Origin of the sequence: Kitasatospora griseola (genome assembly GCF_014648555.1) — a bacterium.
GTDB lineage: Bacteria > Actinomycetota > Actinomycetes > Streptomycetales > Streptomycetaceae > Kitasatospora > Kitasatospora griseola.
Genome location: NZ_BMRI01000029.1, coordinates 34,293 through 49,211, shown reverse-complemented (window position 1 = coordinate 49,211; position 14,919 = coordinate 34,293). Strand labels below are relative to the sequence as shown.

General features: G+C 73.2%; 16 protein-coding genes. 11 read left to right on the top strand and 5 right to left on the bottom strand.

From position 1 onward, the window contains the following. A partial coding sequence (locus IEZ12_RS28000; RefSeq protein WP_189275756.1) for a glycosyltransferase occupies positions 1–475 on the top strand: 475 nt, incomplete at its 5' end. 87 nt (positions 476–562) lie between these two features. Here IEZ12_RS28000 and IEZ12_RS27995 read toward each other — a convergent pair. Continuing rightward, positions 563–1,750, bottom strand: a complete 1,188-nt coding sequence (locus IEZ12_RS27995; RefSeq protein WP_189275755.1) for a CopD family protein — start codon at positions 1,748–1,750, stop codon at positions 563–565. Between the two features lie 175 nt (positions 1,751–1,925). Between IEZ12_RS27995 and IEZ12_RS27990 the strand changes: the two genes are divergently transcribed. From IEZ12_RS27990 to IEZ12_RS27960, 7 genes are all read left to right on the top strand, one after another. Then, positions 1,926–2,576, top strand: coding sequence for an SPFH domain-containing protein (locus tag IEZ12_RS27990; protein ID WP_189275754.1), 651 nt, complete (start codon positions 1,926–1,928; stop codon positions 2,574–2,576). Beyond that, positions 2,573–3,265 carry a hypothetical protein gene (locus tag IEZ12_RS40175; protein ID WP_189275753.1) on the top strand — a complete coding sequence of 231 codons (693 nt, stop codon included), beginning with the start codon at positions 2,573–2,575 and terminating at the stop codon, positions 3,263–3,265. The genes IEZ12_RS27990 and IEZ12_RS40175 overlap by 4 nt, the downstream gene beginning before the upstream one ends. Before the next feature lie 215 nt (positions 3,266–3,480). Continuing rightward, positions 3,481–4,293, top strand: coding sequence for a thiol:disulfide interchange protein DsbA/DsbL (locus tag IEZ12_RS27980; RefSeq protein ID WP_189275751.1), 813 nt, complete (start codon positions 3,481–3,483; stop codon positions 4,291–4,293). A gap of 214 nt (positions 4,294–4,507) precedes the next feature. Beyond that, complete coding sequence (locus tag IEZ12_RS27975; protein WP_100589301.1) at positions 4,508–5,407, top strand: ABC transporter permease; 900 nt, start codon at positions 4,508–4,510, stop codon at positions 5,405–5,407. Further along, a complete protein-coding gene (locus IEZ12_RS27970; protein WP_189275749.1) occupies positions 5,397–6,593 on the top strand; it encodes an ABC transporter ATP-binding protein in 1,197 nt (398 codons plus the stop codon). The genes IEZ12_RS27975 and IEZ12_RS27970 overlap by 11 nt, the downstream gene beginning before the upstream one ends. 2 nt (positions 6,594–6,595) lie before the next feature. Next, positions 6,596–7,795, top strand: a complete 1,200-nt coding sequence (locus IEZ12_RS27965; RefSeq protein ID WP_189275747.1) for a glycosyltransferase family 4 protein — start codon at positions 6,596–6,598, stop codon at positions 7,793–7,795. Positions 7,796–7,846: 51 nt separating this feature from the next. Next, positions 7,847–8,092: a hypothetical protein gene (locus IEZ12_RS27960; protein WP_189275746.1), complete on the top strand. Its 246-nt coding sequence runs from the start codon at positions 7,847–7,849 to the stop codon at positions 8,090–8,092. 55 nt (positions 8,093–8,147) lie between these two features. Here the strand turns inward: IEZ12_RS27960 and IEZ12_RS27955 are convergent, their stop codons facing one another. The 4 genes from IEZ12_RS27955 to IEZ12_RS27940 form a co-directional block, all read right to left on the bottom strand. Continuing rightward, complete coding sequence (locus tag IEZ12_RS27955; RefSeq protein WP_229848170.1) at positions 8,148–8,750, bottom strand: Imm21 family immunity protein; 603 nt, start codon at positions 8,748–8,750, stop codon at positions 8,148–8,150. Between the two features lie 95 nt (positions 8,751–8,845). Next, positions 8,846–9,586 (bottom strand): SAM-dependent methyltransferase, encoded by a 741-nt coding sequence (locus IEZ12_RS27950; protein ID WP_189275745.1) that lies wholly within the window; start codon positions 9,584–9,586, stop codon positions 8,846–8,848. Between the two features lie 7 nt (positions 9,587–9,593). Next, positions 9,594–10,775, bottom strand: a complete 1,182-nt coding sequence (locus IEZ12_RS27945) for a glycosyltransferase (RefSeq protein ID WP_229848168.1) — start codon at positions 10,773–10,775, stop codon at positions 9,594–9,596. A 315-nt stretch (positions 10,776–11,090) separates the two neighbouring features. Continuing rightward, entirely contained in the window at positions 11,091–11,849 is a 759-nt protein-coding gene (locus IEZ12_RS27940) for a glutamate racemase (RefSeq protein ID WP_189275743.1), read from the bottom strand. A 255-nt stretch (positions 11,850–12,104) separates the two neighbouring features. On the opposite strand from IEZ12_RS27940, the gene IEZ12_RS27935 reads away from it, so the two are divergent. The 3 genes from IEZ12_RS27935 to IEZ12_RS27925 all read left to right on the top strand — a co-directional run bounded on the left by IEZ12_RS27935 (position 12,105) and on the right by IEZ12_RS27925 (position 14,891). Beyond that, positions 12,105–12,911 (top strand): ArsR/SmtB family transcription factor, encoded by an 807-nt coding sequence (locus tag IEZ12_RS27935; RefSeq protein ID WP_189275822.1) that lies wholly within the window; start codon positions 12,105–12,107, stop codon positions 12,909–12,911. Between the two features lie 125 nt (positions 12,912–13,036). Further along, positions 13,037–13,558 (top strand): DinB family protein, encoded by a 522-nt coding sequence (locus IEZ12_RS27930; protein WP_189275742.1) that lies wholly within the window; start codon positions 13,037–13,039, stop codon positions 13,556–13,558. Between the two features lie 118 nt (positions 13,559–13,676). Next, complete coding sequence (locus tag IEZ12_RS27925) at positions 13,677–14,891, top strand: MFS transporter (protein ID WP_189275741.1); 1,215 nt, start codon at positions 13,677–13,679, stop codon at positions 14,889–14,891. Positions 14,892–14,919 lie beyond the last annotated feature (28 nt).

Here is a 14,919-nt window from a genome sequence, read left to right as displayed (position 1 = left end):
CGCCGCCCACGCCCGCCTGCCCGAGGACGTCCACCTTGCCCTCGCCGGCGAGGGCCCGCTGCGCGAGCGCCTCGCGGCCGACGCCGGCCCGCGCACTCACCTGCTCGGCCCGCTCGCCGATCCCGCACCTCTCTACCGGGCCGCCGACCTGCTGCTGCTCACCAGCGACTCCGAAGGCGTCCCGGGCGTCCTGATCGAAGCCGCCCTCGCCGCTCTGCCCGTCGTCGCCACCGAGGTCGGCTGGGTCTCCGACGTCGTCCGCCACGGCGAGACCGGACTGCTCACGCCCCCTGACGACCCGTCCGCCATCGCCGAGGCCCTCCGCGCCCTCCTCGCCGCCGATCGCACCCCCTACGGCGAGGCCGCTCGCGAGCACGCCCTCGCCCACTTCGACCTCGCCGCCGTCGCCACCCGCTGGCAGCACCTGCTGCGCGAAGTCGCCCGGGACGGCCGGCGGGTGGACGGGAGGAACTGACCGCCCGGTCGACCTGCCGGCGGACGGCGGCCGCGACCTTCGTCCAGCCGGACCTCTCGGCCCGTCGCGTGACGCGGCCGCCGAGCCTCAGCCGGCCGTGGCGGGTGCGGCGGCGCCGGGGGCGGGGCGGCGGGACAGGGCGTCGGATGCCTTCGCGGTGGCGTACAGCGAGACCGCGAGGGCGGCCACCAGCGCGGCGCCGGCGGCGAAGACGCTGCCGTCGGAGACGGCCTTCGCACTGCCGGCCTCGGTGCGGGCGGAGCCGGTGATGAAGGGCAGGACCACCAGGACGGCGACGCCGAGGACGACCTCGCCCCAGACCACCTTCGGGAAGTGCCGCAGGGTGAGGTGCAGCAGCGAGGCGGAGTCGTCGGCGCGGCGGGCCTGCGCGATCCTCGGCATCAGCCAGAACTGGTTGAAGGCGCCGGCCGTGACCAGGCCCAGGACCAGCGCGATCTTGATCAGGAGGGCGATACCGTAGCCGGTGGTCCACAGCTGGGAGACGGCGCCGACGTGCTTCCAGGTGAGCCACAGGCCGGAGGCGGTGACCGCGCCGACGCACACCATGGCGACCAGGCTGAAGCGGCGCCAGATGTCGGCCCACAGCAGGCCGGCGCCCTCGCCGAGGCGGCCGCGGGTGCCCGCGAGGGCGACCAGCAGGGCCAGGCCGCCGAGCCACACGGTGCCGGAGACGATGTGGAGCTGGTCGAACACCGGGTCGAGCCACCGGTCGAGGTTGGCGGGCGCGGTGGCCGGGGTGCCGGCGATCAGGGTGATCGCGAGGGAGGCCGGCAGCGCCGCGAGGACGATGCGGTCGAGGTGGCGGCGCACCGCCGGGGCGAACAACGCGATCAGTGCGGCGGCGGTGGCGAGGAGCACGACGTTCTGCAGCTGGTAGAGCGTGCCCTGCGCGATCCAGGCGCCCTTGGCCGCCGGGGCGTCGAGGAAGTCCGCTATCCGGCCGGGGGCCATGGCGTCGCCGAACGGCATGCCCTTGCCGGCCCTGGCGACGCGCGCCACCAGCTGGAAGTACCCGGTCACCAGCAGGACGACGCCCGCCCACGCCAGGTAGCCGGCCGACCGTCGGCGCAGTGCGGCGGCGTCCTCGGGAGTGGTGCTCGCGGCCCTGAGGGCGGGGCGCACGGAGGTGAGGTACGTGACGGTGGTGCCGATGGTGCCGCTCAGGCCGAGGAAGTAGCCGGCCTTGGTGAGGACCCGCCAGGTCGGAGGCGTGGTGTATCCGGCCGCCTCCGCGGCCAGCTGCAGGTATGTCATAAGGTGATCCTAACCTTACTAAGGGCAGCCTCTCCTAACGCGGTTCTTGTGTCCGGTCGGCCGTGCTCGCCGCCGCCGGGCCAAGTCGCCCGCAGCCACTGCTGGTTGGCCATGCGCCGCCCATACTGGGCGCAGGTCGGGAGCGGGGGAGGCGGCCACGGCGTGGCTCGTCGCGGTGGGGCTCGTGGTGCTGCTGGCGGCGGCGAGCGTGAAGCGGGTGGGGGAGGACGAGCGCGGACTGGTGTTCCGCACCGGCCGGCTGCGGGAACGCGTGCTGCGGCCCGGGACGGTCGTGCTGGTGCCGTTCGTCGATCGGCTGGAGCGCGTCGACGTGTCCGAGACCGTCGTCGAGGTGCCGTTCACCGGCCCCGCCAAGGACGGCCGACGGGTGCGCGTCGAGGCCGTGCTGACGTTCCGGGTGGTGGATCCGGTGGTGGCGGCCACCGCGGTGCAGAACCACCGGACGGCGATCTGCCGGCTCGCGCTGGTAGTGCTGCGCACCGAGGTCGAGCAGCGGACCTTCGAGGAACTGGCCACCGCACGCGAGGAACTGAGGCGCGCGCTGCTGCGCGAGGTGGCGGCCCGCCGCGGCCGGCTGGAGCGGGCGGCTGGACCGGGTCGAGGTGCGGAGTGTCACGGCCGCCGAGCCGTCGGCACCCGAACCGAACCGGCCCTGATCGGAGTTCGGCCCCGCGGTCCGTCCCGGACGTGTAACAGCGGCGTACCGGACGGAAAGCCGAGGAACCGTCCGACAACCGGACGCGTGGTGACGCATGCCCGCCGCTCGGCGGACCGCACGCCTCGCCCCCACAGGAGCCTTCGATGAACCTCCGCAAGCCCGCCGCCCTTGCCCTGTTGGCCTGCTCCGTCCTCGCCCTGACGGCCTGTGACCCCGACAGCTCCACCAACGCCGCGCCCGCGAAGAGCACCGCCGCGAGCGCCCCGGCGGCCCCGCCGGCCGCCTCCGACGGCGCGTCCGGCGGCTCCTCGTCCGCCGCCCCCGGCGGCGGCAAGCCCGCCGCCGACGTCCGGATCTGCGGCAACTCCGAGAAGGAGAGCGACGTCAAGGCCGAGCTGACCCTCGACCGGAGCGCCGACCCGCGGATCACCGGCATCATCAAGCTCACCAACACCACGTCCACCGAGTGCGTCGTCTACGGCAAGCCCGACCTGCGCACCGACCACACCGCGCAGTTCCAGAAGCTCGTCAGCGGCGTCCTCGGCTCCGGCACCTTCGCCACCGACAAGGCCCACGGCACCGTGCTGCACCCCAACGTGCCGGTCTACCAGGCCGTCACCTGGCTCTCCGCGCCGCCCGTCGCGCCCAACGCCTCCTGCACCACCGGCTCGCTGCTGGTGCTGGTCCGCAACGAGGACGTCCTCTCCCTCCCCATGCAGGTCAAGGACGCCCGGTACTGCCCGATCAAGGAGGAGGGCTCCGCCCAGGTCCAGATCGGCGTCCCGCAGGCCTCCGAGGCCGAGGCCAAGGCCCAGCTGCGCGGCCTCGGCAAGTAGTCGAGGAACGACGTGACCGGGTTCCGGCGGGCGAGTGTGCGGGGGCGCCGCCCGCCCGCCGGGGACCCGATGCCCGGCCGGTGTTCCACGGCCCGACCGGGCGAACGTCCTGACACCAGACGCCTGTTCGAGCGATGCTGCTCCGTTCCGGGGAACTTCGCCGACCGGCTCCGGATCGCCTGGCCCGCGCCGGGGCGGGCTGCCACGCTGCCCTCGTGAAGCCGCTGCTGAGAACCACAGTCCTGATCGCCGTCGCCGGAGGCCTGATCGCCGCCCCGGCCGCCGCCGCCAACGCCGTCTCCGCCCGTCCGAGCGCGTCGCACGGCCTGGCCGGGAAGCAGCTGCTGACGCCGGGTCGGTTCCTCGCCGGCGCGCAGCAGACCGGTCCCGCCAAGCAGCACGGATCGGCCCCCGACACCCGGCCGGTCGACGCCGGCTCGCAGGCCCCGGCCGCGGCGCCGCAGAGCCCGCCCACCGGCACGCAGGCCGCCGGGCCGCAGGCCACCCGCCCGCACGAGGCCGTCGAATTCTTCTGGTACAACTGCCTGCACTCCGCCGCGCTCGAAGCCCCGCTCACCCGCTGGGCCGCCCAGCACCAGACGGACGTCACGCTGCGCCGCATCCCGGCGATCTGGGTCGGCAGCCCCGACGAGGCCGAACAGCGCGCCCACGCACGGCTGTTCTACACCCTCGACCGGCTCGGCGAGGTGGACCGGCAGCAGGCCGCCGTGTTCCGCGCCGTCCGCGACGACGGCGTCGACCTGACCACCGAGCAGCGCGCCGCCGACTGGGCCGCCGCGCACGGCCTGGACGCCGCCAAGTTCCGTGCCGCGTACCACTCCGCGGAGGTGGACCGGGCCGTGGAGCAGGCGCCAAGGTTGTTCGCCGACTACCAGGTCAACGAACTGCCCACGGTGGTCGTGGACCACGGCGGCCGCACCTCGCCCACCCGGGCCGGCGGCGTCGAGAACATGCCCGCTGCGCTCGACCGGCTGGTCGCCGAGGGAAGCCCGAACCGGGCCCGCTGATCCGTGAACTCCCTTGGCACGCGGACCGGTTCGACCCAAAACCGTCGACAGGCGGGTTGAGCTGGCGCAATCTTCACGGAACCCGCCCGCCGCCCCCACACTCTGTGTCATGGTGGTCGCCGGGCCCGACCGGACCGCACCGTCCGCCCGGCTCCGACACAGCCGACACAGACACCGGGCGCGGCCGCACCGCGCCCGGAGAGGGCGGGAGTCCGTGGGGGGACAGCGCGCACAGGTCATCGACGACCGCGAGGGCCAACAGGCGCCCGGCGGCGTCACGATCCCGGCCGGGCCACCGCCCGAACTGGTCTTCAAACGCCGGCTGCGCCCCGTCCAGGTGGCCCACGAGCTCTGGGCCGCACGGGAGTTGGTGCGCGCCCTGGCCGAACGCGACCTGCGCGCCCGGTACAAGCAGGCGGTGCTCGGCTTCGCCTGGGCGGTGCTCACGCCGCTCGCGCTGTGCGCCATCTTCACGCTGGTCTTCCACCGCGCCGTGAAGATCGAGACCGGCGCGGTGCCGTACACGCTGTTCGCCTATGTCGGTCTGATCGTCTGGCAGTTCTTCAGCAACACGATGAACCAGGGCGCGCTCAGCCTCGCCAACAACCTCAGCCTGCTGAACAAGGTGTACTGCCCGCGCGAGGTGTTCCCGCTGGCCACCATGCTGGTCGCCACCGTCGACATGGCGATCGGCGTCGGCGTGCTCGGCCTGATGTTCCTGGTGTTCTGGACCGCCCCCGCCGCCACCTTCCTGTGGGCGCTGCCGCTGCTGGTGATCCAGTTCGCCTTCACCTACGGCATCGCGCTGATCCTGTCGGTGGCCGTGGTGTACCTGCGCGACGTCCGCCACCTGCTGCCGATCATCACCCAGATGGGAGTGTTCGCCACCCCCGTCGCCTACCCGCTGGCCAAGATCCCGCACCGGCTGCAGGAGATCTACGTCGGCGTCAACCCGCTCGGCGCGGTCATCGAGGGCTACCGGAAGGCGCTGCTGTACGGCGAGGCCCCCGACGGGCGGATGACGCTGATCGCGGCCGCCAGTTCGCTGGTCTTCCTGGTCGGCGGCTACCTGTTCTTCAAGAAGCTGGAAACGGGGATCGCCGATGTCGCGTGACTACCCGCTGGGCACCATCCGCACCCAGCAGGTCTGGAAGCGGTTCCGCGCCGACCAGCAGCGGATGCTGCTGCGCGACCGGGTCGAACAGGCCGCCCGCCGGCTGCGCGGCGACCGCGGCGAGGACTGGCGCTGGGCGCTGCGCGACATCGACCTGCACATCGAACCGGGCGAGTCGGTCGGCCTGATCGGCTCCAACGGGTCGGGAAAATCAACCCTGTTGAAGATGCTGACCAGGGTCATGTACCCGTACGCGGGCATCATCGACGTCCGCGGCCGGATCGGCGCGCTGATCGAGATCCGGGCCGGCATCCACCCCGACCTGACCGGCCGGGAGAACATCTACCTGTTCGGCGCGCTGCTCGGCCTCAAGCGCCGCGAGGTCGCCGGACGCTTCGACGACATCGTCGAGTTCGCCCGGCTCGGCGGCGCGATCGACCGGCAGGTCAAGTTCTACTCCTCCGGCATGCAGATGCGCCTCGGCTTCGCCGTCGCCGCCTACCTGGAGCCGCACGTCCTGCTGGTCGACGAGGTGCTCGCCGTCGGCGACGCCGTCTTCCAGCAGCGCTGCCTCGACCGGATGCGCGAAGTCGCCGAACAGGGCACCACCATCGTCTTCGTCTCGCACGACCTCCCGGCCGTCCAGTCCATCTGCCGGCGCGGCGTCTGGCTCGAACAGGGCACCGTCCGGGTCGACGCCGGCATCAAGGACGCCCTGGCCGGCTACCGCGACTCCATCGAGGCCCAGTCCGAGGCCACCGCCCGGGTCGGCGAACCGCTGGCGCTGCTGAAGTACGAAGTGCGCGGCGAGGACGGCGAGGAGAACCTGCACACCGACGAACCCGTCACCGTCGAACTCACCCTCGGCGGCGACTACCGCGGCGACGCCACCCTGCACCTCGGCGTCAGCGAAGGCACCTCCAGCCCGATCTTCCAGATCAGCCACGAGATCCGCCTGACCGGCGGCGACCACCGCGTCGCCTGCGTCATCCCCCGGCTGCCGCTGCCGCGCGGCCGCTACACCCTGTGGACCGGCGTCTACTCCATCGGCAAGACCGACGGCGGCACCCTGATGAGCTGGCACTCCGCCGGCCAGTTCGACGTGTTCGGCCCGATGCTGGACACCCCGCCGCGCGCGGTCGTGCTCGCCGCGCCGGTCTTCGTACCGCACCAGTGGGAGGAGTGAGCGTGCGTTCGGTCCGCGTCCTGGTCCACCTCAACAACCTTGCCCTCGGCGGCGCCCAGCTCAACGCCGTCGACATCGCCCGCACCCTGCGCGACCGCGGCCACGAACCCGTCCTGTTCGCCCAGGGGGTCGACGGCCCCGCCCCCCTCGTCGAACTCGCCGCCTCCCACGACCTCGACCTCGTCGTGGCCGGCGACCCCGACACCCCGCACGCCGTCATCCGCGCCCGCCTCGCGCGCCTCGCCGACGAACACGGCTCCCAACTCGTCCACGCCTGGGAGGTCCGGGCCGCCCGCAACGCGTACTTCGGCCCCGGCCGACAGGGCCGCCTCCCGATCGTCACCACCTTCTACGGCATCCGCATGCTCCGCGGCATGCCCCGCCACCAGCCCCTCGTCCTCGGCCTCGGCGCGCTGATGCCCGACGGACGCGCCTTCGGCCACCGCGACCTGCGACTGATCGAACCCCCCGTCAACACCGCACTGGACGCGCCCGGCTCGGTCTCCGGCTCCGCCTTCCGCGCCGAAGTCGGCGCCGCCCCTTCCCAGTTGCTGCTCTGCATCGTCACCCGGCTGGTCTCCGGCCTGGAGAAGGACGCCGGCGTCCGACGCACCATGGCCGCCGTCCGCCTCCTCGACGACCCCTCGCTGGTCCTCGCCGTCGTCGGCGGCGGCCCCAGCGAAGAACCGCTGCGCGCCGAGGCCGCACGACTCAACGCCGAACTCGGCCGCGAGGCCATCGTCCTCACCGGCCAACGCTCCGACCCGCGCCCCGCCTACGAAGCCGCCGACCTCGTCCTCGGCATGGGCGGCTCCGCCCTGCGCGGCCTCGCCTTCGCCAAACCCGTCATCGTCCACGGCGCGAACGGCTACACCGCCATCCACGAACCCGGCCCCCTCGTCGAACCCCACGCCTCCCGCTGCATGTACGGCCACGGCGACGGCCCCACCGACCCCAAGGCCCTCGCCGCCCAGATCCGCACCCTCGCCGACGACCCCGCCCGCCGCGCCGAACTCGGCAGCTGGGGCCGCGACTGGGTGGTCGGCCGGTTCTCGCTCGACCACGTCTCCACAGCCTTCGAAGAGATCTACCGCGAACTCCTCCGCCAACCCCCCGGCCGCACCGCCTGGCTCCGCGACCTGGAACAGATGACCCGCTACGAGTACGTGAAGCCGACGGCCCGACGGCTGCTCACGCGCTGACGGACCACATCTTCGGGGTCGGCCCGGATTCGAGACCGGAGGAACTCGCACGTGAACCACCATCAACTCATAGCCGCCCTCCGGGAAGCCGGGGTGCCCGACCGCCGGTACGGGCTCCAGGTGCGGGACCTTCCCAGCTCCAAGTACATCCAGGAGAGCATCCCCGTCCTCATCGACCAGCGCGACGGCCGATGGACGATCGACGTGTGGGAGCGCGGCGAGCACTGGGTCGAGGCGAGCTTCGACTCCGAAGGAGACGCCTGCGACTACCTGTACGCCAAATTCGTGCGGCACTGACGGCACGCCGCCGCTCAGCACCCGGCGGCAAGGAGTCGAGCAGCGGTTTCGGAGTTCAGTTCGCTGACGGGGATTCGTCCTGTGCCCGGAGTTGGACGACACCGACCCAGACGGACTCCTCGGCCCGGGTGTGGAACGCGCGTACCCTCCAGGACCCCGGTGGCACGGGGACGGGGGCCGCGGAAGGCTCGCCCTGTCCGTGCGGGGAGGGCTCTACGAGATTCCGGCCGGCTACGGCCGAGTCCATGAGGACCGCAGGGCCGTCGGTGATCCAGGTGCCGCACTCCTCCCACGGGGTGGCCGGATCGACCAGCACGGACTGGGCAGCGTCCAGCAGTGCAGCGGCGGAGTCTGCCGCGAGCCACCGGACGAAGGCCGTCCGCTCGGGCAAGTAGCAGGTGTCGGAGGGCTCCTCGCCCAGTACCAGGGCCGATACGGAGTCGCTTCCGTGCAGGTCGACGACCCCTGCGAAGTCCGTCACCGCGCAGGCCCGGTCGTAGTCGTCCCGCCGGCCGGTGGCGCCGAGGATCTCGCCCCCGGGAGTGCAGCCTTCCCACCGGGCCAACGCCGAGACGGGCACGACGACGAGCGGGCCTCCCATGGACTCGACCCAGGCCTTTGCGGTTTCCGGGGTGGCAGTGTCGGAGGCGTCGCTCATATCCACCATTGTGGCGTCGGCCTGCGACAGCCCGGGCTTGAGGGTGCTGACCCGTCCGAAGTCGTCTACTGCAGGCTTCCTGGAACGTCGAACCGTCAGTCGCCGGGGCGGAGGAGGAGGGTGACGAAGCCGAAGCCGGCGCGGTATTCGTTGAGCCATTGGTCGCGGTGGTGGGTGGCGGCGTCGAGGGCCTGGTCGCGGTCGGGGCCGGGAGGTTGGTCGAGGGCCCAGTCGGTGAGGGCTCCGGTCCAGGACCATTCGTAGGTGTCGAGTTCTTCGCGGGTGGAGGTATGTCCGGCGATCGGCCACCAGTCGGCGGTGCGGAGGGTGGTGAGGACGCCGGCCAGGTCGGTGAGGTCGTCGCCGAAGAACTCGCGTGCGTGGTCGGGTGGTTGGCCGTCCCAGTAGGACTCGCCGAGCAGCAGGGTGCCGCCCGGGGCGAGGAGTGGGCGGACGGCTTCGAGGGTCGGCAGCAGGCCGCCGAAAGCGTAGGTCGCGCCGACCGAGAGGACGGAGTCGAAGGGTTCGTTCGTCCTGAAGTCCCGTACGTCGGTGTGGTGCAGGCCGATTCGGCGGGCCACGCCCGCGCGTTCGGCGGTTCGGCGGCCGTCCTCCAGGGCGTCCGGGTTGGCGTCCACGCCGATGGCGTGCAGGTCGGGGTACATGCTCAACGCCCTTACCAGCCACGCGGCTTCGCCGCAGCCGAGGTCGAGCAGGCGTCCGTTCGGGCGGCGACGGAGCTGGTGCTCCAGCAGGCGGCGCACCGACTCGTCCGACAGGGGGGCGGCCACGGGGTGGTCGCGGTGGGCGATTCGTCCGATCGTCTGGCGTTCCATCATGTGACTATGCCCGGTGGGTCGTTCGGTCGTCGATGCGTTGCGGGGTCGGATAGGTGCGGCCCTTCCAGGACGCGCCTCGGCCGCGCCAGTGCCGGACGGCGGAGTCGACCGTCATCAGCAGGTACAGCAGCGCGGTGAAGGGGAGGAGCGAGGCTTCGATCACCGGTCTGCTGTAGTAGCGCAGCATCGGCGCGAAGGTGCCCGCCATCAGCACCCAGGCGGCGAGTCCGGCACCGGCGGTCCACCGGTCGCCCGTCAGCAGGCCGGTGACGGCTGCGATCGGCGGTGCCAGGTAGACGAGCGTCAGACCGAGAACGGTGCCGAGCAACAGGAGTGGGGAGTAGCGGAGTTGGGCGTAGGCGCTGCGGGAGACCATCCGCCACAGCGGTGCCAGGCCGGGATAGGGCCGGACGGAGTCGACGCGGTCGGCGAGGCCCAGCCAGGTGCGTCCGCCGGTGCGTTTGACGGCGCGGGCGAGTGACACGTCGTCGATCACCGCGCCGCGGATCGCCGCCACCCCGCCCGCCCGTTCGAGCGCACAACGACGGACCAGCGAACAGCCGCCGGCCGCGGCGGCCGTCCGGGAGGAGGGACGGTTGGAGCGGCGGAACGGGTAGAGCTGGGCGAAGAAGTACACGAACGCCGGCACGATCAGCCGCTCCCAGCCGGACGCCACCCGCAGACGGGCCATCTGGGAGACCAGGTCCAGGTCGTGCGCCTCGCCCGCCACGACCAGCTCCCGCAGCGAACCGGGCCGGTGCGCGATGTCCGCGTCCGTCAGCAGCAGCCACTCGGTGTCGCCGGCGCGTTCGACGCCGTGCCGCAGTGCCCACAACTTGCCCGTCCAGCCCTCGGGGAGAGGCGGGGGAGTGGTCACCTCCAGCTCCAGATCGGACGCGGCCGCGAGTTCTCTCGCAAGCTCGGCGGTCCCGTCCGTGCTGTGATCGTCCACCAGGACGACCCTGGCCCGGCCCGGGTACTGCTGGGCGAGCAGGGACGGGAGGGAGAGGGGCAGTACGCCGGCCTCGTCACGGGCCGGCACCACCGCCACCACGTCCGGCCACCGCGACGGCTCCGCACCTCCGCGCGGCAACCGCTGATCGGTCCGCCAGAACCCGCCGTGACACGCCGCCAGCCACACCCACACCGCCAGCGCCACCACCGACACCCACCACAGCACGGTCACCCCGGCAGTCTGCCCCACGGACAGTGCGCGGACGCCGAGGCGCGACGGGCTGCCGCCCGGAGGCACGATCGGTTGGGGCGAGAGGGCAGGGGTCGGGGGTGTGAGGGTGTGGCAGGGAGGGGGTTGGAGGGGTGGGCCGCAGCCCCGCCCGGTGCGGCGCCGGCGTCGGGGCACGACGGGCGGCCGCCCGTTGGGGCGGGAGGGCAAGGGTCCGGGGGCGAGGCGTGGTGCGGGCTGCCAGGGGGGCAGATTCGGTCTACTCGCGCTGCGACGACACCGAGGCGTCACCGGTGGCCGCTCGGGCCGGCCGGACGGTCAGACCCTTGCGCCGATCAGGATCTCGCCCTGGGGGTAGTTGAGGGCCGCCGTCTGGAGGGCGGCGGGGCGGCCGGAGTGGAGGACGGTGAGGGTGCCGGCGCCGGCGGTGGTGGAGGTGATGCGGCGGAGGGCCTGGGCGGCGACGGCGTCGGCGGAGCCGTGGAAGCGGGCGGGGACGGACAGCGCCGAGGCGATGCGGTCGTCGACGAGTTCGTAGTGGGTGCAGCCGAGGACGACGTCGGTGGTGGAGGCGGGGGTGCGGGCCGCGGCGTAGGCGATGGCGGCGGCGACGGCGTCCTCGTCGGCGTGTTCGACGGCTTCGGCCAGGCCGGGGCAGGCGACCTCGTGGACCTCGGCGGCACCGGCGCCGAACTCGGCGATCAGGCCGCGCTGGTAGTCGCTGCCGGTGGTGGCGGGGGTGGCCCAGATGGCGACGACGCCGCCCGCCGCGGTGGCAGGCTTGATCGCGGGGACGGTGCCGATCACCGGCAGGTCGGGCTCGAACTCGGCGCGGAGCCGGGCGAGCGCGTGCACGGAGGCGGTGTTGCAGGCGACCACCAGCGCATCGGGTTCGAGCGCGGCCGCGGCCCGGGCGCAGGCGAGGGCGTGCTCGGTGATGTCCTCGGGGGTGCGCGGTCCCCACGGCATGCCGTCGGGGTCGCAGGAGATGACCAGGTCCGCGTCCGGCCGCAGGCGGCGCAGCGCGGCGGTGGCGGCGAGCAGTCCGATTCCGGAGTCCACGAGGGCGATCTTCACGAGCAACGACTCTACCTCTTGGCCGTCGCACACCCCTGTCCGGCCGATGGGGCCACCTGCACCGCAGCCCTGGCCGAACGGGTCCGAACGCCCTGCCCGAACGCCCTGCCCGGACGCCGCCCGGACGGGCCGCGTTCGACCGGATCGACGCGTGCGGCCGGGGTTCGCCGGTGCCTCCCACCGCTCGCGTTGCGATAGGCAGGCAAATGCCTGCATGATGGAGGGGTGAGTCCAGAACCGATCCCCACCGCCCCGATGGACGCGGTGTTCAAGGCCCTCGCCGACCCGACGCGGCGGGCGTTGCTCGACCGGCTGCGGGTGCGGGACGGGCAGACGCTGCGGGAGCTGTGCGAGGAGGTGGCGATGGCCCGGCAGTCGGTGACCCAGCACCTGGACCTGTTGGTCGCGGCGCGACTGGTCACCGTGGTCCGCCGGGGGCGGGAGCGGCTCCACTACCTCAACCCCGGGCCGATCCACGAGATCGAGCAGCGGTGGATCGCCGACTTCGACCGGCCCCGGCTGGCCGTCCTCGGCGCGATCAAACGACAGGCAGAGCAGGAGAACGCCATGAACAGCGCATCCGAGACCGGTACTGTCCCGACCTACGTGTACGCCACCTACATCCGGGCCACCCCGGAACAGGTGTGGAAGGCGCTCACCGACGCCGAGCTGACGGCCCGCTACTGGGGCCACGCCAACGTCTCCGACTGGCAGGCCGGATCCACCTGGGAGCACCGTCGCACCGACGGCTCCGGCAAGGTCGACGTCACCGGCCGGGTGCTGGTGGCCGAGCCGCCGACCCGCCTGGTGCTCACCTTCGAGGACCGGCCGGACCTGTCCGGCCTCGAAGAGGCGGCCACCGTCACCTTCCTGGTCGAGCCGCACGAGGACATCGTCCGGCTGACCGTCACCCATGAGAAGCTCCGCGACCGCACCGCGCTGCAGGCGATCTCGCACGGCTGGCCGGCCGTCCTGGCCAACCTGAAGTCGCTGCTGGAGACCGGGGAGACCCTGCCGCAGGCCCCGTGGGAGATGGCCCCCACCGAGACTCGCGCCGACTGACGCACCCACGGGCCCCACGGACCTCACAGGCCCCACACACCCCACGCACCCCACGCACGTCGAAGCACCCCATGCACCCGACGCGGCGCCCCCGAGCGCGCCGCCGCAGCAGAAGGGCACCACGGATGTACGACACCGCCGCACTCCACCGCGCGTACCAGGACGTGATCGCCGCCGCCGAGGAGGCGGCCGGTGCCGAGCCGGCCGCCGTCCCGCCCGGCGAGTGGGACGCCGAACAGGTGCTGGCCCATGTCGGGTCGGTCACGGCCGGCACCCTGGCGGCGGTGGCCGCCGTCGCGGCCGGCTCGCCCGCCACCTTCGACAACCGGATCTCCCAGGACAGCTGGACGATCGGGCGGGTGATCGACCGCACCGGCGGCGGCCCGCAGCTGCGCCGCCGGATCGCCGCGCAGGCCGAGGCGCTGTGCGCGCTCGCGGCGTCGCTCGGGACGGAGGAGCTGCACACCGCGCTGCCGACCCTGCTGCTCTCGCACGGCCGACCGGTGTTCGAGGGCCCGCTGGCGATCCTCGACCTGCTCGACGGGCTGGCCGCCACCGAACTGCCCGGCCACGCCGCCCAGATTCGCGCGACCGCCGCCCCGACTGCTGTGCCCGCCACCCGGGCCGCGGCGCCCGCCGTGTCCTGAGGCCCGGCCCCCGGCCCCCGGCCGTCGCCCCGGCCGCCTGCTCCGTCCGGCTGATGTGCGGCGGTGGTGCGGCCGGGTTGGGTGCGGCGGGTCCGGCAGGTGCCCACGCTTGGGCCCCATGGGAGAGCGGACGACGTCGAACGGGCCGGACGGGCGGGTGTCGGGGGCGGCGTACACCAACCTGGTGGTCGCGACGCTCGGCTTCGCGCTGACGTTCTGGGCGTGGAACCTGATCGCCCCGCTGGCGGGCGAGTTCGACAAGACGCTGCACATGTCGTCGTTCGCGCAGTCGTTCCTGGTCGCCGTCCCGGTGATCGTCGGTTCGCTGGGGCGGGTCCCGGTCGGCGCGCTGACCGACCGGTACGGGGCCCGGCTGATGTTCCCGCTGATCTCGGCGCTGACCATCGTCCCGGTGCTGCTGATCATCCCGGCCCGCGAGTCGTACGGGGCGCTGCTGGCGGTCGGGTTCTTCCTCGGGCTGGGCGGCACGACGTTCGCGATCGGGGTGCCGCTGGTGAACTCCTGGTTCCCGGCGCACAAGCGGGGCCTGGGCCTCGGCGTGTTCGGGATGGGCATGGGCGGCGTCGCGCTGTCCGGCTACTTCACGCCGCGGCTGTGGAAGCACGGTCACGACCTGCCGTTCCTGGTGATGGCCGGCGCGCTCGCCGGGTACACCGTGCTCGCGGCGCTGCTGCTGCGCGACCGCCCGGACCGGGCCGTGCCCACCGCCTCGCTGGCCACCCGGCTGGGGCGGGCGGGGCGGCTGCGGGTCACCTGGGAGCTGTCCGCGCTGTACGCGATCGGCTTCGGCGGCATCGTCGCGTTCGGCGTCTACCTGCCGACGTACCTGAAGACCTGGTACCACCTGTCGGCGACCGACGCGGGCACCAAGGCGGCCGGCTTCGCGCTGGTCACCGTGGTGTTCCGGCCGTTCGGCGGCTGGCTGTCGGACCGCGTCCACCCGGCCGTGGTCACCGGCTGGGCGCTCGCGCTGACCGCGCTCTTCGCCGTCGTGCAGGCCTTCGACCCCGCGCTCGACCCGGTCGGGACGATCGCCTTCCTGCTGATGGCCGCGGGCCTCGGCACCACCAGCGGCTCGGTGTTCGCGCTGGTCTCGCAGGTCACCCCGGTCGCCCAGGTCGGGTCCGTCACCGGCATCGTCGGCGCGATCGGCGGCCTCGGCGGCTTCGTCCCGCCGCTGGTCATGGGCGCCATCTACAGCGCCAAGGGCAGCTACTCGATCGGCTTCATGCTGCTGTCCGACCTCGCGCTGGCCGGCTGCGTCTACGCGGTCGGCCGGATGCGGAACATCCGGCCGACCGCCGCCGCGTGACGGGACGACGACCGCCGCCGCGTGACGG

Bases quoted from the DNA above. Each gene is read 5' to 3' on its own strand.
- IEZ12_RS27995 (WP_189275755.1), bottom strand. From the start codon at position 1,750: ATGACATACCTGCAGCTGGCCGCGGAGGCGGCCGGATACACCACGCCT.
- IEZ12_RS40175 (WP_189275753.1), top strand. From the start codon at position 2,573: ATGAACCTCCGCAAGCCCGCCGCCCTTGCCCTGTTGGCCTGCTCCGTC.
- IEZ12_RS27970 (WP_189275749.1), top strand. From the start codon at position 5,397: ATGTCGCGTGACTACCCGCTGGGCACCATCCGCACCCAGCAGGTCTGG.
- IEZ12_RS27955 (WP_229848170.1), bottom strand. From the start codon at position 8,750: ATGAGCGACGCCTCCGACACTGCCACCCCGGAAACCGCAAAGGCCTGG.
- IEZ12_RS27950 (WP_189275745.1), bottom strand. From the start codon at position 9,586: ATGGAACGCCAGACGATCGGACGAATCGCCCACCGCGACCACCCCGTG.
- IEZ12_RS27935 (WP_189275822.1), top strand. From the start codon at position 12,105: ATGGACGCGGTGTTCAAGGCCCTCGCCGACCCGACGCGGCGGGCGTTG.
- IEZ12_RS27930 (WP_189275742.1), top strand. From the start codon at position 13,037: ATGTACGACACCGCCGCACTCCACCGCGCGTACCAGGACGTGATCGCC.
- IEZ12_RS27925 (WP_189275741.1), top strand. From the start codon at position 13,677: ATGGGAGAGCGGACGACGTCGAACGGGCCGGACGGGCGGGTGTCGGGG.